Annotated in this window: 18 protein-coding genes; 8 read left to right on the top strand and 10 right to left on the bottom strand. The window is 71.1% G+C overall.

Annotation, left to right across the window (positions count from 1 at the left end):
* Window positions 1-62: 62 nt before the first annotated feature.
* A complete protein-coding gene (locus tag ACFWI4_RS15600; protein ID WP_387195816.1) occupies window positions 63-809 on the top strand; it encodes a hypothetical protein in 747 nt (248 codons plus the stop codon).
* A gap of 97 nt (window positions 810-906) precedes the next feature.
* On the opposite strand, the gene ACFWI4_RS15595 is transcribed toward ACFWI4_RS15600, so the two are convergent.
* Window positions 907-1,761 carry a hypothetical protein gene (locus ACFWI4_RS15595; protein ID WP_387195813.1) on the bottom strand — a complete coding sequence of 285 codons (855 nt, stop codon included), beginning with the start codon at window positions 1,759-1,761 and terminating at the stop codon, window positions 907-909.
* 557 nt (window positions 1,762-2,318) lie between these two features.
* Here ACFWI4_RS15595 and ACFWI4_RS15590 point away from each other — a divergent pair.
* Together ACFWI4_RS15590 and ACFWI4_RS15585 are read left to right on the top strand one after the other, a co-directional pair.
* On the top strand, window positions 2,319-2,600 hold the full coding sequence (locus tag ACFWI4_RS15590; protein WP_387195810.1) for an FHA domain-containing protein: 282 nt from the start codon (window positions 2,319-2,321) through the stop codon (window positions 2,598-2,600).
* Between the two features lie 2 nt (window positions 2,601-2,602).
* Complete coding sequence (locus ACFWI4_RS15585; RefSeq protein ID WP_387195809.1) at window positions 2,603-5,065, top strand: serine/threonine-protein kinase; 2,463 nt, start codon at window positions 2,603-2,605, stop codon at window positions 5,063-5,065.
* 29 nt (window positions 5,066-5,094) lie between these two features.
* Here the strand turns inward: ACFWI4_RS15585 and ACFWI4_RS15580 are convergent, their stop codons facing one another.
* Both ACFWI4_RS15580 and ACFWI4_RS15575 read right to left on the bottom strand, forming a co-directional pair.
* Window positions 5,095-6,525: a protein kinase gene (locus tag ACFWI4_RS15580; protein WP_387195806.1), complete on the bottom strand. Its 1,431-nt coding sequence runs from the start codon at window positions 6,523-6,525 to the stop codon at window positions 5,095-5,097.
* On the bottom strand, window positions 6,522-7,748 hold the full coding sequence (locus tag ACFWI4_RS15575; protein WP_387195803.1) for an FHA domain-containing protein: 1,227 nt from the start codon (window positions 7,746-7,748) through the stop codon (window positions 6,522-6,524). The genes ACFWI4_RS15580 and ACFWI4_RS15575 overlap by 4 nt, the downstream gene beginning before the upstream one ends.
* 158 nt (window positions 7,749-7,906) lie before the next feature.
* Here ACFWI4_RS15575 and ACFWI4_RS15570 point away from each other — a divergent pair, with 158 nt between their 5' ends.
* A complete protein-coding gene (locus tag ACFWI4_RS15570; protein WP_387195800.1) occupies window positions 7,907-8,314 on the top strand; it encodes a hypothetical protein in 408 nt (135 codons plus the stop codon).
* Between the two features lie 136 nt (window positions 8,315-8,450).
* Here ACFWI4_RS15570 and ACFWI4_RS15565 read toward each other — a convergent pair whose 3' ends face one another.
* From ACFWI4_RS15565 to ACFWI4_RS15555, 3 genes are all read right to left on the bottom strand, one after another.
* A complete protein-coding gene (locus ACFWI4_RS15565; protein ID WP_387195797.1) occupies window positions 8,451-9,335 on the bottom strand; it encodes an LAETG motif-containing sortase-dependent surface protein in 885 nt (294 codons plus the stop codon).
* Window positions 9,336-9,635: 300 nt separating this feature from the next.
* Window positions 9,636-11,243, bottom strand: coding sequence for a multicopper oxidase family protein (locus ACFWI4_RS15560; RefSeq protein WP_387195794.1), 1,608 nt, complete (start codon window positions 11,241-11,243; stop codon window positions 9,636-9,638).
* A gap of 298 nt (window positions 11,244-11,541) precedes the next feature.
* The gene (locus ACFWI4_RS15555) at window positions 11,542-11,919 is read right to left on the bottom strand and encodes a DoxX family protein (RefSeq protein WP_387195791.1); all 378 of its coding nucleotides are present in this window, start codon (window positions 11,917-11,919) and stop codon (window positions 11,542-11,544) included.
* Window positions 11,920-12,056: 137 nt separating this feature from the next.
* Between ACFWI4_RS15555 and ACFWI4_RS15550 the strand changes: the two genes are divergently transcribed.
* On the top strand, window positions 12,057-12,569 hold the full coding sequence (locus ACFWI4_RS15550; RefSeq protein ID WP_387195788.1) for a MarR family winged helix-turn-helix transcriptional regulator: 513 nt from the start codon (window positions 12,057-12,059) through the stop codon (window positions 12,567-12,569).
* 57 nt (window positions 12,570-12,626) lie between these two features.
* Window positions 12,627-13,262, top strand: coding sequence for a TetR family transcriptional regulator (locus ACFWI4_RS15545; RefSeq protein WP_387195785.1), 636 nt, complete (start codon window positions 12,627-12,629; stop codon window positions 13,260-13,262).
* Window positions 13,263-13,451: 189 nt separating this feature from the next.
* Here ACFWI4_RS15545 and ACFWI4_RS15540 read toward each other — a convergent pair whose 3' ends face one another.
* A complete protein-coding gene (locus tag ACFWI4_RS15540; RefSeq protein WP_387195782.1) occupies window positions 13,452-14,375 on the bottom strand; it encodes a GNAT family N-acetyltransferase in 924 nt (307 codons plus the stop codon).
* 164 nt (window positions 14,376-14,539) lie between these two features.
* Between ACFWI4_RS15540 and pnuC the strand changes: the two genes are divergently transcribed.
* On the top strand, window positions 14,540-15,148 hold the full coding sequence (gene pnuC / locus ACFWI4_RS15535; RefSeq protein WP_387195779.1) for a nicotinamide riboside transporter PnuC: 609 nt from the start codon (window positions 14,540-14,542) through the stop codon (window positions 15,146-15,148).
* On the top strand, window positions 15,145-16,236 hold the full coding sequence (locus tag ACFWI4_RS15530; protein ID WP_387195776.1) for an AAA family ATPase: 1,092 nt from the start codon (window positions 15,145-15,147) through the stop codon (window positions 16,234-16,236). Before pnuC ends, ACFWI4_RS15530 begins: the two co-directional genes overlap by 4 nt.
* Before the next feature lie 79 nt (window positions 16,237-16,315).
* On the opposite strand, the gene ACFWI4_RS15525 is transcribed toward ACFWI4_RS15530, so the two are convergent.
* From ACFWI4_RS15525 to ACFWI4_RS15515, 3 genes are all read right to left on the bottom strand, one after another.
* On the bottom strand, window positions 16,316-16,906 hold the full coding sequence (locus ACFWI4_RS15525) for a GNAT family N-acetyltransferase (RefSeq protein ID WP_387195773.1): 591 nt from the start codon (window positions 16,904-16,906) through the stop codon (window positions 16,316-16,318).
* Window positions 16,903-18,264, bottom strand: coding sequence for an MFS transporter (locus ACFWI4_RS15520; RefSeq protein ID WP_387195770.1), 1,362 nt, complete (start codon window positions 18,262-18,264; stop codon window positions 16,903-16,905). The genes ACFWI4_RS15525 and ACFWI4_RS15520 overlap by 4 nt, the downstream gene beginning before the upstream one ends.
* A gap of 484 nt (window positions 18,265-18,748) precedes the next feature.
* Window positions 18,749-19,090: hypothetical protein (locus ACFWI4_RS15515; protein ID WP_387195767.1), on the bottom strand; the 342-nt coding region annotated here is incomplete at its 5' end.

Below are 19,090 nucleotides of genomic sequence, written 5' to 3'. Positions count from 1 at the left end.
GCACGGCCGACGCGCCGGCATTCCGGCAGCCCGGTCCCCCACCTGACTGCCATCATCAGCCCATGCCGGCAGACGAGATCAACTCGGTGGACTGGTCAGCGATACCGACGCCGCGACTCCGCATACCCCAGGTCGGTCGCAGCGTGCCCGAATGGTACGAGCTTCGCAGTCCGGCCCGAGGACTTCAGGACCTCGCCACCGCGACGAGCGTCCCCGCCGTCGCCGACGCGGCGTCATCACTCGGCAGCAGTGCGATCCTGTGGGAGCACATGGGCGCCGTCTTCCCCGCGGCGGTCACCGCCGCCCCGTTTCTGCTGGCCGTGCTCGAACGGGACTACCGCCCCGCACGAGATGCCGCACGGGGCCTGCTCTCCGGCATGCTGAACTCGGCCCCGTTCCCGGAGTTCAACCGCGTCCCCGCGGCCGACGGGTCGGCTCCCCCGCTGTGCTGTGCGATCGCACGCCTGGTCCGTGCGCGAAGCGATACCGTCCTCGCGCTCGGCAAGCCAGGGCGGCTGATGCTGGAGGAGTGCGACCGTCACTGGCGGTTCCGGACCACCGACGTCTTCGTGGACTCGGGTGACGTGATCGCCTTCGGGTACCTGGATGGGACCATCCCGGCGCCCGGGGCGGCCGGAGAAGCGCACATGGACGGAGTGATCACTCAACTCGCTTCGGTGGCACCCGAGTACCCCGTCCAGGGCCCGGGCGAAGAGGCGATGGTGCGCATCGAGGGCGCAGCCGATGAGAACGTCTGCGCTCCGGGAACCGTGATCTTCCCGGCCGACTGCGGGAACCAGGTGCACTGACCATCGCGCCGGGAACGGGCGGTGTCATGGGGAGCCCCGATGATCCGCCCGGTCCCGCGTCTTCCTGGCCAGGACCGACTGAGGCCGGTGACCGGCGTCAGGACTGGCCGACCCCGGTGACCAGGCCGTACTTCACCGCGGGGTGGCGGGTGGCGAAGGCCAGGTCGTCCTCGGCGAAGCCCATCGCGGTCGCCGCGTCGCTGACCCGCTTGTCGGCCGCTGCCACGAAGGGGTTCTGCTTCTTGACCTGTGCCCTGATGGCGTAGGTGATCGGAAGATAGAGAATGCAGGCGGTGAGGCCCGTGGTGAGTGAGTCCTCGGTACTTCCGACGGCGAACACGGACAGCCAGACGACCCCGGTGGCGGCCGCTCCGGCCATGCCCCAGAGCGGCGGGGGAAGGGGAACTCCCAGAATGCGGGCGGTGTCCTCCATGTCGGCGCGCTTGCGGTAGATCCAGCCGGCGCCGGCCGCGGAGCCGAGAACAACTGCCAACAGCACACCGAGCGGATCGCTGGTGATTCCGCCGATCACGAGGAAGAACGCGAAGACGATCCGGATCAGTGCCGCGACACGCCCCGAAACATAGCCGATGGACACTCTGTCACGGACAACTCCCGCTCCGAGCAGGCGCTTCTTGGCCTCCTCCAGCGAGTCCGTCGCCGTCGCGACAGCCTGCTGTTCCCGCTCTCTCGCCGCACGCACGACCGTGGCCGGGTCCAGACCCTGCGAGATGGCCTCTCGGGTCAGGTGCGCTTCCCAGTGCGCGGTCATGTTCAGTTCGAGCTGCTTCTCCGACAGCCGACGCTGATAGTCGGCGGCGGTCTGCATCTCCTGCCGCACCTGCTGGAGTTCGTTCCGCATCCGCTCGGCGTTGAGGTTCGCCTCCATGGCGGCGGCGTTCGTGGCCGCGGCGGCCTCGTTCGACGCGATGGCCGCTTCATTCGACGCCATGGTCGCTTCGTTCGTCGCGCAGATGAGGCAGTGCCCGCTCGACTTGCCATGGATACAGCTGAACATCACGGATTCTCTTTCCCGTTCACAACACTTGCGTCATCGACCCGGCGCAGCGCGATACTTGCATCCCCCACGGATCGTGTGATGAAGATTAGTCCACGGCGTGTGGATCTTGTGAACACGACAACCGGTAACGATCTTGTAAAGCCGGGGGCCCGCACCCTGACACCCCGTCGGCCCGGGACCGTACGGCGGTGATCTCCCCGTCGGCATCCTTTAGGATCTTGCCACTCCGGGGTGGCTGGATTTCGCCCAAACGCCCCCTGAGCTGGGGCGGAATGTTGGAGGGACGGATGCGCCGGTGCCCGTGCGGGGCAGTCGCGGCAAGCGCTGGACAACATGTGTGCCGGGGGTGCTTCACCCCCTTCGGACTGAGCGCCCCGCAGGAGGCGCGTCGGCGGACGGACCCCACGGCCCGTCCGCCGGCACCCCCCACACGGCGCGTCCCGCCGCCGGCACCGAGCCGGGCCGAACTCCTGCTGCCCTCGGGCGCGGTGACCGTGGCCGCGGGCCAGACGGTGGAGCTCGGCAGGGACGTCGCCGACAGCCATGTGTCGCATCTGTTCGATCCGTATGTCCATGTCTCGCGGCTGCACGCGAGCGTCCGCATGGACGCGGGCGGACAACTGTGGCTCCAGGACGCGGACTCCACCAACGGAACGACGCTGGAGGAGCGGCGGGTGCCCCCTCGGGAGTGGGTGCGCCTGGAGGCGGGCGGACGGTTCGCGTTGGCCGGTGACGTGACCATCGTGGTCGCGGTGAAGGAGGGGGTCTGATCATGGCGTCGAAGGGACAGGGCGGTCCGGCCGGGGCGGTGCTGCCGGAGCCGCTGGCGAGCCGGTACCCGGGCGGTGCCGAGGAGGTGGGGCACGGCGGCGAGGCCGACGTGTTCCGCGTGCACGGGACGGACGGGAAGAGCTTCGCGGTGAAGCTCTACCGGCACGGCATACGCGCCGACCGGCACATCTGGGACCGGCTGGAGCGACTTCGGCACGCGGCGGTGGTCCGGGTCGAGGACCGTGGCACGGCCGGCGACGGACGGGACTACGAGGTCCTGGAGTACCTCGCCGGCGGCAGTCTCCTGGACCGTCTCGGAACACCGATGACGGAGCATCAGACGGTCGCGATGGCACGGCAGTTGGCCGGAGGTCTGAACTGTCTGCACGAGGCGGGCGTCGTCCACCGCGACCTGAAGCCCGCCAACCTGCTCTATCGCGGCACGGAGGCCGAGAGCGGTCTGGTCATCGCGGACTTCGGCATCAGCAGGGACCCCTCCACGGTGATGCGGACCAATTCCGCCACCGTCGCCTACGCGCCCCCGGAAGCTCTGCTGCGGGGCACGGTCTCCTCGGCGCACGACTGGTGGTCCCTCGGGATGATCGTGCGTCAGGCCGCGACCGGCGCGACCCCGTTCGCCGGCCGGAGCGAGTCCGAGATCATGGCCACCCTGGAGACCGGGAACGTAGCGCTCGATCAGGTCCCCGGTGAGCGGCTCCAGCGGCTGTGCGCGGGGCTGCTGCACAAGGACCCCGCGCTTCGCTGGGCCGGCAAGCAGGTGCTGGAGTGGCTGGACGGCAAGGACGTACCGGTCCGGCGGGCGAAGCCGGACACCGTGCGCGTCCCCGCCGCCGCGACCGTCGTCAAGGGCGGTGGCAGCGGGGCGGACCGACCCGCCCAGGTGCCCGGGTTCGAGTACGCGGGCGAACGGCACACCACCCGGTCGAGCCTGGCCGCCGCCATCCGCAAGGACAGGCAGGCGGCGCAGCGCCTGTTCGGCGACATGGGAACCCGCGAGGCGCCGTCGGAACGGTGGCGGGGGCTCCTGGAGTGGATCAGGGGGATCGACGGCCTCGGCATACGCGAACGTGAGCAGCGCACCACCCTGATCGACGAGTGGCTGCACCGGGACTACTCGGCGGACGTCAAACTGCTGCGGCTGCTGCTGTGGCTCGATCCCGCGGGCGCGCCGGTCCTGCGCGGTGACGCGATCGGCCCCGACAGGCTGGCCGGGATGTGCGCGGCGGCGTACCGCAAGGGACCGGACGCGCAGCGGCGCCTGGTCACGATGCTCGGCGGCGAGGTCGTCCGTGCGCTCGGCGAATTCCCGGCTCTGCGCCAGCTGCAACAGAACTGGAGGACGTCGGTACGAGGCTGGCGCCGCGCGGTGGAGACGACCCCCGGCGTGCCAGGGGCCGTCTCCACAGCGGCCCGGTCACCCGACCCGTCGCTGAACCTGCTTCTGCTGCTCTGCTCCCTTCCGGGAGAGGTGTCGGCGAAGGAGCTCGGCGCTCTCGGCGGCTCGTATGCCTCGCCCGAGGGCGACGACACGTGGTTCGGAGAGCTGTACCGCGCCTGCCGGTCGGCCGACCCCTCGGTGCGGTACGAGGAAGCGGTCCGTGTCCACTGCGGCCCGGAGTTCGAGCGGGAGCAGGCGGAGAAGCGGTCGGCGGCCCTCCTGCTGGAGAGCGAACAGCGCGAGAGCCGCGCGCTCCAGGACCGGACCGAGCGCTACGACTCGCGGATGAAGACGCTCGCCGCCGAGGACCTCCGCCTGAAGGAGGCGTGGGACGCCACCGAACGGCACCGGCTCAGAGGCGCCGCCCGGCTCTCGTTCGCCGCGCTCGCGGGACTGTGCCATCTCGTCTGCGTGGCGGTCGTGTTCGTCGTCCCGTGCGAACTCGTCTGGGGAACCTCCGACGTGACCGCCGGAACGGACCGGGCCCTGCTGTACGAGACCGCCGTCCTGGCCCTGCCCGGGTTCTGGGCCGCCGTGAAACGGGGATGGCAGGGCGGCAGCGCGTACCGGCCGGCGCCGTTCACGCTCCTCCACGGGAAGGCCGGTGCGGCGTCCTGGTGGGCGGACGACACCCCCGGCACGCTCTGGTGGGGCACGATGTGGTCCGCGGCCTATGTGTGGATCGTCGGGTATCAGTGGGACACGTACCTGGGTCACCGTCTGCATCACGCGAACAGCTTCTACACGCTCCTCGACGTGGTCCTTCTCGCGGTGACGGGCCTGGTCGCGCTGATCACGGCCGCCGTGTTCACGGCGCTGGAGAAGAAGGTTCCCCTGGGCGGGCACTTCCTCCAGGCGAAGCTGGAGTACGAGCGCGGGCTCGCCGAGGTGGAGGCGGCACGGGTGGAGCTGCGGGCGGAGCGTCACTCGCAGGACGTCCTCGCCGCCCTGCGCAGCCCGGAAGGTCTCGCGCGCCTGGGACACAGGTTCTCCCCGGGGCGCTGAACCGCCGGGGAAGAACCTGTGACGGGCCGTCAGGATCGCCGGGCGGCCCGGTTCTCGGGTGTCTCTTCCAGACGTAGTCCCTCGACCGCCGTGCGCAGCGGATGGGACGGATCCAGCTTCTGGCCGACGGTGGAACGGAGTCCGGCCAGACGCCTGCCGGCCTCCTCCGCACGGCCGAGCCCCGACAGCGCCCGCACGCGGCCGAGTTGGGCGGCCACCATGGCGGGATGGCGATGACGGCCCTGCTCGTACAGGCGCTTGGACAGCCGCCGGAACCCCGCGTCCGCGGCCGAGAACCGGTCAGCGAGCAGCTGCCCCTCGGCCGTCTCGAGCGCCCGCCACAACTCCTCGGCGTCATCGGCCGCGTGGGACTCGGCCGCATCGTTCTCACCGGCCGGGCCGTGAGAAGCGGGCCCGCGGACCGGGCCCCCCTGGTCGGGGACGGGTGTCATGCCGGCCCCCGTGACGACGTCCTGCTCCGCGCCGAGGCCGGCGTCCTGAGCCGGTGCCGCCGCGAGCCGGTCCACGGCAGGCGGGACGGGGGCGTCCGTGACGGTGGGGGTGTAGTGCGTGCCGTCCTCCCCCGCCGCGCGCAGCCGTTCCAGACACCTGCGCAGGCGCACGGCCACGCTGTGCGCACTGGGCCGGGCCGCCGGATCCTTCTCCATCATCAGGGCCAGCAGCTGCGCGACTTCTGCCGGAGCGTCGGGGCGGTGGACGGTGACGGGCGACGGGTACTCCTCGATCGCGCGCAGCAGGGCGACCGTCGGATCCGCGGCCCCGAACGGTGTGCCGCCGGCCAGCAGGGCGTACAGCGTGACGCCGAGCGAGAAGACATCGGACGGGCCCGCGACGAGCCTGCCCTCGGCCTGCTCCGGAGATGCGTAGCCGGGGGTGCAGCCCGCGGCGTGACCGCGCCGGGTCAGCGTCGGGTCGTTCGGGGTCAGCGCCGAGACCAGGCCGAAGTCGCACAACTTGGCCCGACCGGTCCTGGTGAGCTGGATGTTGGCGGGTTTGACGTCCCGGTGCCAGATGCCCAGCGCGTGGGCGGCGGTGAGGGCGTCCGCTGCCTCGGCCGTCCAGGACAGGGCGTCGGACAGCGGGAGTTGGTGTTCGCTCCGCAGCCGGTCCGCCAGGTTGGGACCCTCCAGGAACTCCATCACGGAGAAGGGCACTCCCTGATGGATGAGGCGGTCGTGAATGACGACGATGTTGTCGTGGGTCAGCCGGGCCAGCGCGTTGACCTCACGGTCGAAGCGGGCCAGCGCCTCCTGCTGTCGCTGGGCGGCCTGACCGGAGAGCGGGAGCAGGATCTTGACCGCGACGGTTCGGCCGCCGAGATTCTCGTCCTCGGCCGTGAAGACCAGCCCCTGCCCGCCCTTGCCGATCAGGCGGTTCAGCCGATAGCGGTCGGCGAGCAGTGTCCCGGTGTCGATGTCCGTGGGTCGCGTCCGGTTCACCGGTGCCTCCTGGTGGTGCGTCCTCGCTGGTTTCCGCGGCTGCCCTGTTCCCCGCGCCGTGGCGGTGAGTAGAGGAGGGTGGGGCCGGTGTCGGCCGACGTGAGCGGGGTGGCCGGCACGGCCGCCGCTTCCTCGGTGAACACGTGCTGCCGCCCGCTGAGTTCCAGGGCCACGGTGTCGTGCAGCAGGACCCGGTGCCCCGGCCTGAGCACCCACTCGCTCCCGTTGCGAAGCTTCGCGTCCGGGCCGCGCCGTTCCACCACGGTCCCGTTGGAACTGGTGTCGCGTACGAGGGCCCGGTCGCCGGTGAACGTGACGGTGAGGTGGTTGCGGCTGATCCAGTTGCGGGCGGCCGGGCCGAAGCCCTGAAGGGCGGCGAGGGCGATGCCGCCGGCCACGGCGGGTGCGCGTCCGACGGTGACCGTCTCCCCCTCGTGCACGGCGAAACGGGCGCGCACCGTGCCGTCGATCCTGACCTTGAGCTGGATCCTGGCGGGGACGGTGCCCACGGCGGTGAGCGGTGTCTCGTGCGTCGGGCACAGGACGGAGCCGCGTTGGTGACGGGGCATCGGCTGGCCCGCCGCACGGCGCGCGCCGAACAGGGGGCAGGCGTCGTCGGCGCAGCGCCACAGGCGGGACAGCAGGTCGGTGCGGGCCCCGTGGCCGCGGCGGTCGTACAGGCCGGAGGCGAGCAGGTCGGACTCCTCGACCTTGCGCGAGATCTGCCACTCCTCGGGTACGGGCAGAACACGCGGGACCACCACGAGTCCGGGGCCGGCCGGATTGTTCCGGGGCTTCAGGAACGTGTCGGTGTTCCCGGCGATCCACGGCCGGCCGGGGATGTGGTCGGTGAAGTTGTCGAAGGTGACCGCGGGCATGTCGAGCTGCTCGGCGAGTTCCAGGATGCGCGGGTCGGCGACCGGGCGGACCTCGATCCGGCCCTCGTCCGCCCAGGACCCGAGCAGGGCTCGCTCCGCGGGGGTGAGCCGGGTGTCGCGCAGCAGGGAGCTGTCGCAGACTCCGTAGACGCGGACGTCCTCGTCGCAGGCGAACTCGGCGAGCGCGTCGAGCAGGAGCAGCAGCCGGGACAGATCGGCGGGCCGCGGTCCGAGCAGGGACTGCTCCCGGACGATGTTGGCGACGTCCACCACGAAGTCCGAGGTCATGGCGTCGAGCGAGAGACGCGCCTCTCCGGCCCCACCACCATTCGTACGCATGTTCATGCTGGTCAGCCTAGGTGATACACCGTTCGTCAGACAGACCCGTGCCCCTGGGTTCGACGGCAACAGGGGCCGCCTCCGCACGAGTCGGCGCCCCGGAGGGCGGACCCCCGCCGGGACCTGCCTTCACCAGGTGTTCACCCCGTGCTCATACTGTGCGCATGAGCACACCAGCCAGACCCCAGGTCTCGACGCGGACCACTCCCGCACCCCCGCCGTCCGTGGCGCCGTCCTTCGTCGCCGAGCGGCCGCAGCCCCCGCGCAAGTGGTGGATCGCTCCGCTGGTCGGTGTGCTGGTGGCGCTGCCGGTGCAACTCGTGGCCGCTTTCCTGCTGTTGGTGTCGCCGATGGCACTGGACTCGTGCTCCGCCGCCAACCCGTGCGGGCACACGGAGGCCGCCATCGGTACGACGCTGATCCTGCTTCTGCTCGCCGTGCTCTCCCTGGGCGCGCCGTGGTACCCGGCGAAGCGGAAGAGCCTCGGCGTGGGCATCGGGATCAGCCTGCTCCCGCTGGGGCTGACCCTGGCGTCGATCGGCACGCTGCTGTTCGGGATCGGGTTCGGCTGACGCACGCACCGAGGGGGACGTGATCGTCCCCCGACGGAAAACGGCTCCGCCCGCAGGTCGACGCGGTCGGCGTCGGGTCCTGCGGGCGGAGCCGGCGGGGCACATCAGCGCCCGGGTGTGATCCCGGGTGCCGGCGTCAGGAGCGACGCGTGCGGCGGGACATGACCACCGCACCGGCTCCCGCGACGATCACCAGAGCCGCACCGCCCGCGATCGGGCCGAGCATGCCGTTCGCACCCGTCTCGGCCAGCGGCGGCTTGCTCTCGCTGGGCGAGGGCTTCGGGGTGGCGGGCGGGGTCGACGACAGCGGGGGCACGTCCGGCGTCGTCGTGGGGGTGCTGGACGGCTTGGGCGTGGCGGCCGGCGTCGTCGCGTCGGCGGGCGGCTGACTGGCCGCGGGCGTCGAGGGCGTGGCGGGGGCGGACTGCGACGGCGTGGGCGAGGCCGGCGTCGCGGGGGCGCAGGCCTTGTCACCACCGTTCCAGGCGGCTATCAGGTGGTTCGGGGTGACGATGTTGTCGGGCTCGTAGGGCAGGGGGCCGTGCCCCTCCCCCGTCTGGCCGTCGTACGAGACGTCGTCGCCGTACAGGTCGATCTGGCCGAAGCAGTCGGGCGCCCGCACCGTCAGCTTCTGCCAGGTCTGCTTCGCGTCGGCCGAGTCCGCGACGTCCGCCGCGGTGAGGTAGACGGTGGCCTTGTCGACCTGGGCCTGGTGACCGGAGGTGAACCAGTTCGGTCCCTCGGTGGTGTACTCGGCCAGGGACACCGGGTACTTGCAGCCCTCACCGACGGTCTGGCCGGGGGCCAGGCGGACCTCGACCGTGCCGGGGACGGAGTCCCACTGGTGGAATCCGCCCTGGGACGACCAGTCCGCGCCCACGGGCTTGCCGTCGGCGTCGACGATGCGGTACTGGACCGTGGCGGACTGGCAGTCGCCGGACGTCGTGGCGCTTGCGGTGCCTGCGCCGAGGAGCGGGAGCACGGCACCGGCGAAGGCCGTTGCCCCGAGAGCGGCGAGCATTCTCTTTTGTTGCGAACGCGACAAGATGAGCCTCTGTCCAGGTGAAAGTGTGGGAGGTGGCAGAGTGCGAGGGGCCGACACGGGCGGGTGCCATGGAGACATGACCTACGAAGACTTGGTCGCCCGTGTCACTCGCGTCGCTTCGCTCTCTTCAGACACAGCGAAGCGGTCCTCATTCTTGTCGCCTTTCACAACTCCCGTCAATTCTGCACGCGTTGAGCACAGAAGTGACCCGGCACGGCTGCTCATGAGGCCCGTCACCCCGTCGTCCGCACCCGCCCGTGCGGGCCGGTTCCGGCGTCACGGTTCTACGTAGTGGACGGTCTGCATCATGCCGAGGTCTTCGTGGTGGAGCTGATGGCAGTGGGCGATGGCCCGGCCGGCGAAGTCCTCGTATGCGACCAGGAAGGTGATCCGGTCCCCGGGTGTGCCGCCGGCCAGGCCGATGGTGTCGTGCCAGACCGGCGGGTCGAGCCGTTCGCCGTTGCGGTGGGTGAGCAGGATCTGGTTGGTGTGGAGGTGGAAGGGGTGGGTGTGCTCCGGCATCGTCTCGTCGGTGCGCACGGTCCAGCGTTCGACGGTGCCCAGACGCAGGGTGTGGTTGGTGTAGTCGGGGTCGAACAGGCCGTAGGACCGGTCGCGGGTGAGGTCGCCGCCGGGGTCGGCCGCGGGCGTCGCGTTCGTGCCCAGTACCCGGAAGGCGTTGGGGAAGGCGCCGGGGAAGACGCCCGCGTCGGCGTGGAAGACCACTTCACGGACGGCGGCCGGGTCGGTGATGTCCCGTTCGTCGAGGAACGGCTTGCCCGGCGGCAGTGAGACGGGCAGCGCCATCGGCGGCTCGATGGGTTCCCCGGCGACCTCGACGGTCATCAGCGGGCCGGGCGACGCGGCGGCCCGCACCTCGTACCGGCCGGGCGCGCCGCCGCGGATGAGTACATCGGCGCGGTTGCCCATGGCCAGGTCCACCGCGTCCCGGGCGACGGGCGCGGCGAAGGTGACACCGTCCTGGGCGATCTGGTGCAACGTCAGATTGCCCTGTTCGCCTACGACTTGAAGTCGCAGGGCGGTGAACGCGGTTGCCGCCACCAATCGCCACCGCTGCACCTCGCCGGGGCGCAGCCGCAGGGTGGGGTTGACCGTGCCGTTGACGGTGAAGACGGAGGGGATGCCGGTCGTCCAGGCGCCCGAGGTGAAGGCGGGGACCTTGCCGTCCTTGAACTTGAGCTCGTTGACGCAGACGACGATGTCGGCGGCCGCCCTGATCTCGGGGACCTGGTCGACGTCCCCTTCCACGACGATCACGCCCGCCATGCCTCCCAGCACCTGCTCGGCGGTGGACCCGTGCAGATGGGGGTGGTACCAGTAGGTTCCCGCGGGATGGCCGGCCGGTACCTGGATGCTCGTCAGATACCTCGGCTCCGCGGCCCCGGCGGCGGTCTCCTCGGCCGTCCGGGGCGCGAACTCCCGCAGCACGTTGTCGGCGTACCCGGACGGGCAGACGTGCATCCCGTGGGTGTGCAGGTTGAAGCTGTTCGGGTGGTGCGGCGTGTTGTGGTCGCCGGTGTGGGGCGGATCGGGCGGCAGGCCGTTGATGTGCGTCAGCCGCAGGGTGTGGCCGGCGCGCAGGCGCAGGGTCGGCCCCGGGATCGTCCCGTTGTAGGTGCGCGTGGTCACGGTTCCGTGGCCCGGGATCCGGACGTCGGTGAACCGGACGTCGAGCGTCTGCTCCACGACGGGCGACGCCCAGCCGGGCACCGCTCGCGAGCGGGACACCGCCGGCTGCGGAAAGGACGCCCGCGCCGCCGGCGCCGGTCTTCCGGCCAGGATCCCGCCGGCCGCCGTGGTGAGCCCGGCGAGGTGCATGGCCTTGAGCACCGACCGACGGCTGATTCCGCCACTTTGCCCCATAGCCGGGCAATGTAGATCAACGAGCCCTGGAGACCCCGATGGCGCACCGGACCGGCGGCCCCGAAGGACATCGGACGGCCGCGCGAGGGGCCCACCCCGACCGTGCAGGCGTGCCGAATCAGTGGCAACAGATCTGACGATCCATCAAAATATTGACACCGGGCCCCCTTTGTCACGCGGCACACACGGTGGCACTCTCGTCACCGAGCGCGCTTCCGCCGACTCCCGGGCGGGACCGGCGGAAGCGCGCGGGCCGGTGACGCGTGTGGACCAGCGGAAGCACGTGGACCGACGCGGGTCAGAAGGAGTACGGGCCGAAGCGGCCCCAGGCGACGACCGCGGCCAGCGCCAGGAGCACCAGGTTCACCGCGATCAGCGGCGTCTCCCGACGACGGGCATGGACGACCGCGGCGCCGGCCATGACCAGCGCGAGGCCGAGCGCGGCCAGCGGCGTGAGCACCACGGCGACGCCGAGGGCCGCGGGCAGGACGAGACCCGCCGCACCGAGCACCTCCACCGCACCGATCAGCTTCACCGAGCGCTCGCTCACGTCCTCGGTCCAGCCCATTCCGGCCTCGGCCAGCTTCGCCTTCGGCTGCGCCAGCTTCATGAGGCCGGCGGCCAGGAAGGCGGCCGCGAGCAGTGCGGCGATGATCCACATCAGGACGTTCATCATGCTCCAGAGGGACGCTTGTGACTTAAAGATTTAACTTGAGACTACGTGGCCATGACTTAACGATGCAAGCCAATGACGGAAACGATCACTTCATGCGTGAAGTCAGAGGGGTTCACGCGTGAAGCTAGAATGGGGAGATGGAGACCCCACAGGAGCCGGACTGGCTGGACGACGAGGAAGACCGGGCGTGGATCGCCCTGGGCAGCCTGCTGATGCGGCTGCCCGCGGCGCTGGACGCGCAGTTGCAGCGCGACGCCGGGATCAGCCACTTCGAGTACCAGGTCATGGCGGGACTGTCCATGGTCCCCGAGCGCACCCTGCGCATGAGTGACCTGGCCTCGTTCGCCGAGGGCTCACTGCCCCGCCTGTCGCAGGTGGTCGGACGCCTGGAGAAGCGGGGCTGGGTGACCAGGAGCGCCGACCCGACCGACGGCCGCTACACCGTGGCCACCCTCACCGACGAGGGGTTCGAGAAGGTCGCCGCCACCGCGCCGGGACACGTGCAGGCGGTCCGCGGCTACGTCTTCGACGCCCTCACCCGCGCCCAGGTGCGCCAGCTCACCGCCATCGGCACCCGTATCGTCGGCGCCATCGACCCCGCGCACCCGCTGGTCAGCGGCGAGATGGAGCGGCTTCGCCCGGCGAAGTAGGGCGCGGACCACCGGCAACACCTCACGGACCGCGAGCCCTCGTGGCACACTGCGGCCATGCCCGACGGACCTGGCTCCGCGACACCGCACTCACGGCCCGACCCGCCCCGCGTGGCCTGGCGCAGACAGATGCGGGAGCGGGTCATCACCGAGGCCAGGGCGCTGGCCGCGGAGAACGGCTGGGACCGCGTCCGGGTGGCCGACCTCGCCCTGCGCGCCGAGGTGTCACGCCCCTCCATCTACAAGGAGTTCGGCGACCGGGCGGGGATCGGCCGGGCACTGGTGGAGCACGAGACGCGGGAGTTCCTCGTCGGCCTCGGCGCGGTGCTCGACGCCCGTCGCGGGCACCTCGCCCCCGCGCTGGAGGCGGCCGTGGCCCACGCCCTGGAGCAGGCGGACGTCAACCCGTTCGTCGGCGCCGTGCTGACCGCCACCCGCGGGGGAACGGACGCCCTGCTGCCGTTCCTGACCAGCAGGCCCGAACCCGTCTTCTCCAGCACCCGGCGGCTGCTCCGCGCCTGGCTCGGCGAGACCGTCCCGCAGACCGACCCGGACTCCCGCGCCGCGGCCGCCGACATGGCCGTACGCCTCACCGTCAGCCACATGCTGCTGCCGGCCCAGAACCCGGCCGCGACCCCGCTCCACATAGCGCGGACCGTGTGCGCGGTCCTCGGCGTACCGGAGCACGCCTGACCCCCGCCCCAGGGACCTTCACCCGATGACGCCGTGGCAACCGCACCGACGTCCTTCGGCGCGACCACCACGGCAGCTCGACGCCCGGACAACGGGCATGCGGATGATCTTGACACGTGTCACTCCTCTTGTGAAGATCCTGTATTCATTTTGTGAACGCGAATACCGCGGACCCCGATCGGGCGCCGTCTACCCAGTGGCGAGTTTCCTGCTGTACACAGTGGAACTGCGGCGGACCGTCATCCCGATGCGCTCGTACAGCGCCAGCGCGCCGGTGTCCGAGTGGGTCCACAGGGTGCAGCCCTGCTTGCCCTGTTCGTGGAAGGCGCGGAACGCCTCCCGCAGGAGCATCCGGGCCAGTCCGCGGTTGCGCTGGTCGCGTCGGACGGCGACCCGCTCGATGTGCCCCTCCCCCTCGTCGGGGAGATCCAGGGACAGCACCGCACCGACCATCTCGTCACCACGGAAGGCGACCGGGGACGCGGCCGGCTCGAACGTGGCACGCCGAACCGTGTATTCGGCCCATTCCGCGTACGTCTTCCGCCGCTGCTGCCATTCGTCGAACGCGTCCTCGGTGAGCCGGTACGCCGCCCGCGCGTCGCCCGCCCTGAAGGACCGGACGATGATGCCCGCCGGAGGCTCGGGCACCTCCGGTTCGGCCGGTGTGGCGATCCCCAGGAGCCACTCGGTGACGAGCGGGGAGTAGCCGCGCGCCCCGAGCAGCGCGATCGCCGCGTGATGGTTGTCTGCGACGGTCTGCGCCAGGCGATCGCTCCCCTGCCACCGGGCCCGCTCCTCCGCCCATGCCAGCAGCCAACTGCCCAGGCGCCGCCCCGTGTGGCGGGGATGTACGTGAACGGTCGAGCGCCGGCCCTTCACCCGGCCCCAGGCGGCCAGTTCACCCGTGGAGTCGTGGACGAGCAGGGTGTCGGACTTCGTGTCCGGTCCGGGCGGGGCGAGATCGGCGGCGACGCGGTCGGGGCCGGTCGAGACGCGACCGTGGAGTTCGTACTCGCAGGCGGCGACGAGTCGGTGAACTGCCGTGACATCAGCGGCGGTCGCGGGCCGGGACCGATAGCCGGCCGGCACCCGCTCCGAGGAGGAAGGGGACATGGGTGAACCCTGCCCCGTCCGAGCGTAATCCCGGTACGCGTCCCGCGGCATCCCGTGAACCAGTGCACCAGCGCCCCCTCCGGGTGTCCCGGCATGGCGGTCAACTCTCTTGTCGCCCACCGTCGCTCCGTTTATAGTCATGCTGACCATAAAGGAGCTCATCCGTGAACTGGAACCTCAGCTGGACCGAAGCGCTCGGCTTCGCGACCGGCGCCCTCTGCGTCTGGCTGGTGGCACGTCAGCACATCGCCAACTGGCCCGTCGGCATAGCCAACAACGTCTTCTTCATCGTGCTCTTCCTCCAGGCCGGCCTGTACGCCGACGCCGGACTCCAGGTCGTCTTCATCGCCCTGGCCGCATACGGCTGGTGGACCTGGGCCCGCGGCACGGGACGCGGCACCGCCGACGCCCTGCCGGTCCGTCGCACCACGGGCGCCGAATGGGCCTGGCTCGCAGCGGCGGGCGTGCTGGGCAGCGCCGTCCTCACCCTCCTGCTCGACCGGGTCACCGACTCCACGGTCCCCTTCTGGGACGCGCTCACCACCGCGCTGTCGCTCGCGGCCACCTACGGCCAGTGCCGCAAACTGCTGGAGTCCTGGTGGCTGTGGATCGCCGCCGACCTGGTCTACATCCCGCTCTACGCCTACAAGGGCCTGTACCTGACCTCGCTGCTGTACGTCGGCTTCCTCGCCCTGTGCGTGGCCGGCCTCCTCGGCTGGCGGCGCACCCTCGCCACCACCGGCCCCCGCGCCGCCACGGCGGTGACCGCGTGAACGCTCCCCCCCGCCCGTACCGCCACGGCCTGGTGCTCGGCAAGTTCTATCCGCCGCACGCCGGTCACCACCATCTCGTCCGTACCGCCCTCGCGCAGTGCGAACGGCTGACCGTCCTGGTCTGCGCGGCCTCCGTGGAGTCGGTGCCGCTCGCCGACCGGGTGGCGTGGATGCGCGAGGCCCATCCGGGGGCCGAGGTCGTCGGAGCGGTCGACGACCACCCGGTGGACGTGCACGACCCGGCGGTGTGGGACGCCCACATGGCGGTCTTCCGCGCGGCCGTCCCGGAGCCGGTGGACGCCGTGTTCACCTCCGAGGCCTACGGCACCGAGCTGGCCCGCCGGTTCGGCGCGGCCGAGGTGACCGTGGACCCCGACCGCACCCTGTACCCCGTGTCCGGCACGGCCGTACGCAAGGACCCGGTGGGCTGTTGGCCGTTCCTCGGCCCCGGTGTACGTGCCTCGCTCACCCGGCGCGTGGTCGTCCTCGGCGCCGAGTCCACCGGAACCACGACGCTCTCGCGGGCGCTGGCGGCCCACTACCGCGCCCGCGGCGGCGTCTGGGCCGACACCGGCTGGGTGCCCGAGTACGGGCGCGCGTACAGCGAGGAGAAGCTCGCCGCCCTGCGGGCCGTCGCACCCCGGGCCGACTGGACGGACGTGGAGTTCACCTCCGAGGAGTTCCCCGTCATCGCCCGCCACCAGGACGCGGACGAACAGCGGGCGGCACGCGAGGGCTCCCCCGTGCTCTTCTGCGACACCGACTCCTTCGCCACCGCGATCTGGCACGAGCGCTACCTGGGCGCCCCCAGCCCCGAGGTGGCGGCCGTGGCCGCGCTCACCCCGCGCCACCTGTATCTGCTCACCGACCATGCGGGCGTGCCCTTCGAGGACGACGGCCTGCGTGACGGCCCGCACCTGCGGCCGTGGATGACCGGACGGTTCAGGGAGGAACTGGAGCGCACCGGCCGCCGGTTCCTGCTGGTCACAGGCGGCCCCGAGGAGCGGCTGCGCACCGCCGTGGCGGCGGTGGACGCCCTGCTCGCCGAGGGCTGGCGGTTCGCCGACCCGCTCCCCGAGCGGCGATGAGGGCCACCACACCGTACGGCCCGTGCGCTTAAGGGTCCTTCGCGTACGGGCCGTTCGCGGTGGCCATCGGTCCGCGGGCCTACAGTCCCGGCGGACGGTCGTGCAGCACGCGGTCGTGGAGCACCACGTCCGTCCACGCCCCGTCGGTCTGGACGCGGCCCCGGGCGACGCCGATCCGGCGGAAGCCGCAGCGCACCAGCACCCGTTGGGACGCGGTGTTGTGCAGGGCGGTCGCGGCTTCGAGCCGGTGCAGGCCGAACTCCGTCTCGGCGAGCTCGCAGACGCGCCGAACGGCCGCTGTCGCCAGGCCTCTTCCGGTGTACCGCCGGTCGAGCCAGTAGCCGAGGTCGGCGCCGAAGAACGGGGCGGGAAGGATGTCGGTGAGGGTGACCATGCCGACGACGGCGTCGGAGCGGGTCAGCACCCAGGGCGCCACCCGGCCCGCCCGGTGGAGCCGCAGTTGCTCGGCGAGCCGGGCCGCCTGGCCCGCCCGGGTGTAGAACTCCTCGTGGCGGCGGGGCTCCCAGGGCCTCAGGTGGTCCCGGTTGCGCACCTGGCTCTCGTACAGCGCGGCGGCGTCCCGCTCGTGGGCGAGGCGCAGGAACACTCCGCCGCCCAGCGGAAACGCGGAGCCGGTGCTCGACGGCCCGGCGGTCCGTGGACCGGTCACCGGGCCGCCGCCGCGGGCTCCGGGGCCTGCTGTGCGGGCCGGTCGGCGGAGCGCAGGGCCGCCATCGCGTAGAACCCGCCGGCGACGACGAGGAGCCCGGCAAAGGTGAAGATCGTGTCGATGCGCCCGAACCGTACTCCGGCGATGTCGGCGGAGAAGTCGCGCAGGACGGTACTGGCGAGCCAGCCGGCCGCCGACACGCCCACCAGGGCAGCCAGTTGCTGCATCGGGTTGATCACCGCTATCACCCGGCCTAGGTGCGACTGCGGCACATGGTCGAGCAGTACGGGGGTGAGCGAGGCGTTGACGGCGGCCAGGGGGATGCCGGTCACCGCCAGGACGACGATGGCCGGGCCCAGGCCGGTGAGCCGCGAGTACGCCACCAGGCCGATGCCGGTGAGGATGAGACCGGTCGAGAACACACGGGCGCCGCTGAGGCGTCCGGCCAGCCAGGCCGTGGCGAGCGCGCCGGCTATCAGGCCGAAGCCCAGGGCCATTTCGAGGGTGCCGTACCAGCGGGAGGCGGCGCCGAGGTTGTCGGTCACGAAGAAGACGTTCAGGGAGTTCAGGGCATCGGCGCCGATGGTGACGAGGACGATCGTGGCGACCAGCGCGGTCACCGGCCGGCTGCGCGTGACCATCCGCAGACCGGCCATGAACTCGGCGCGGACGGAAGCGACTTCGGAGGGCGGGACCGGTGGGACCTGGGCGACAGGACCGGGGACAGCCGTGGGTTCCGTCGTCTCCTCGTGCTTGCGGGCGGTCGTCCGGACGGCCCGCACGGCGGCCATCGACACCAGGAACGAGACCGCGTTCAGCAGCAGCGCCCAGCGGACGCCGACGGAGAACAGCAGCGGGGCCGCGAGCGGCGGCCCCGCGATGACGGCGATGGCCTGGGTCGCCTGGCCTATACCGGCCGCTCTGGCGCGCTGCTCCGGCTCCACCACCTCACCGATCAGCGCGAACCGGGCCGGGTTGAAGAACTGTGCGGCGGCGGTGGCCAGCAGCACGGCGGCGTACACGGCGACGAGGACGGCCGTGTCGGACAGCGTGCCGCCGGGAAGGAACGCCACCGCGGTCAGTAACCCGATGAGCACGGCTCTCGCCAGGTCGGCGCCCAGCATCGTGCGCCGGTGGTCCCACCGGTCGACGAACACCCCGGCCAGGGGCCCCACCAGCAGGGTGGCGACGGCCACCACGACCACGAGCGCGGACACGGCGGCGGGTGCGTACGACCTGCCGGCGAGCACCACGGTGCCGATCCACAAGGACAGTGTCGTGCTGAACGCGAAGTCCCCGATCTGTGAGACGAGTTGTCCTGCCCAGAGCAGCCGGTAATCGCGGTTGATCAATACCATTGCGTCATTGTGACGGTACCGGCGGCGGGTTGGGAAGAGGGATATCCCTAGGTTCCCCTATCCCGCTGGCCTGAACGGGCCAGGACGATAGAGGCCACCTGGCAGGGGATGACGGGGCGGGTCCTGGCATGCAGACTCATTGGCGCAGCAAGAGTTACCGGTTCCATCCACACAGAGAAAGGGAGATCGACCCCCATGAAGCGTATGGCCCCGTTCATTTCGGTCGCGGCGATTGCGGCTTTCGCTCTTCCGCTCACTGCCACGAGCGCGTCGGCCGAGGCGAGTTCAGGGAACTCTGACGTCGTCATGACGGTGTCAGTCTCTTGCGACGGAGTCGGCTGGCAGGGGTCGACCTGCTGAAGGAATTCGGAGGAGTCGATGCACGAGTATCTGGAGCAGCTCCAGACGCTGCCCGTCCTGGTGGAAGATCCCTCGGTGGTTCCCCCGCCGACCGAGTCGATCTGCTGACTCCGTGGGCGATCCGTCAGCAGATCTCCAGAATCTCCGCAGGGAGGGAGGGATACGGCATGGCGAAGAAGATCACGATCGAGAACGACCCGGTCGAGGGCGAGGACGACGAGAAGAACCCGCCCATCAGCGTCTCCATCTCGTAGCGGTCCGACCCACTCGAAGGAAGTGAATTCTCATGGCGAAGAAGATCACGATCGAGAACGACCCGGTCGAGGGTGAAGAGGACGAGAAGAACCCGCCGGTGACCATTTCCATCAGCTGACGGTTCTGCCCGTCGGGCAGGCACGAGTTCGGGGCCGCCGCGACGCGTCGCGGCGGCCCCCCACGCCAACCGATTACAGGGAGTGAACATTCG

Source organism: Streptomyces sp. NPDC127038 (genome assembly GCF_042725875.1).
Taxonomy (GTDB): domain Bacteria; phylum Actinomycetota; class Actinomycetes; order Streptomycetales; family Streptomycetaceae; genus Streptomyces.
This window is presented reverse-complemented; position numbering and strand designations above follow the sequence as displayed.

What these genes read in the sequence shown, in the direction of transcription:
- ACFWI4_RS15575 (WP_387195803.1), bottom strand. Translation starts at nt 7,748, where the DNA reads ATGAACATGCGTACGAATGGTGGTGGGGCCGGAGAGGCGCGTCTCTCG.
- ACFWI4_RS15520 (WP_387195770.1), bottom strand. Translation starts at nt 18,264, where the DNA reads ATGGTATTGATCAACCGCGATTACCGGCTGCTCTGGGCAGGACAACTC.
- ACFWI4_RS15565 (WP_387195797.1), bottom strand. Translation starts at nt 9,335, where the DNA reads ATGCTCGCCGCTCTCGGGGCAACGGCCTTCGCCGGTGCCGTGCTCCCG.
- ACFWI4_RS15550 (WP_387195788.1), top strand. Translation starts at nt 12,057, where the DNA reads ATGGAGACCCCACAGGAGCCGGACTGGCTGGACGACGAGGAAGACCGG.
- ACFWI4_RS15570 (WP_387195800.1), top strand. Translation starts at nt 7,907, where the DNA reads ATGAGCACACCAGCCAGACCCCAGGTCTCGACGCGGACCACTCCCGCA.
- ACFWI4_RS15540 (WP_387195782.1), bottom strand. Translation starts at nt 14,375, where the DNA reads ATGTCCCCTTCCTCCTCGGAGCGGGTGCCGGCCGGCTATCGGTCCCGG.
- ACFWI4_RS15555 (WP_387195791.1), bottom strand. Translation starts at nt 11,919, where the DNA reads ATGATGAACGTCCTGATGTGGATCATCGCCGCACTGCTCGCGGCCGCC.
- ACFWI4_RS15595 (WP_387195813.1), bottom strand. Translation starts at nt 1,761, where the DNA reads ATGGCGTCGAATGAAGCGGCCATCGCGTCGAACGAGGCCGCCGCGGCC.
- ACFWI4_RS15545 (WP_387195785.1), top strand. Translation starts at nt 12,627, where the DNA reads ATGCCCGACGGACCTGGCTCCGCGACACCGCACTCACGGCCCGACCCG.
- ACFWI4_RS15560 (WP_387195794.1), bottom strand. Translation starts at nt 11,243, where the DNA reads ATGGGGCAAAGTGGCGGAATCAGCCGTCGGTCGGTGCTCAAGGCCATG.
- ACFWI4_RS15585 (WP_387195809.1), top strand. Translation starts at nt 2,603, where the DNA reads ATGGCGTCGAAGGGACAGGGCGGTCCGGCCGGGGCGGTGCTGCCGGAG.
- ACFWI4_RS15600 (WP_387195816.1), top strand. Translation starts at nt 63, where the DNA reads ATGCCGGCAGACGAGATCAACTCGGTGGACTGGTCAGCGATACCGACG.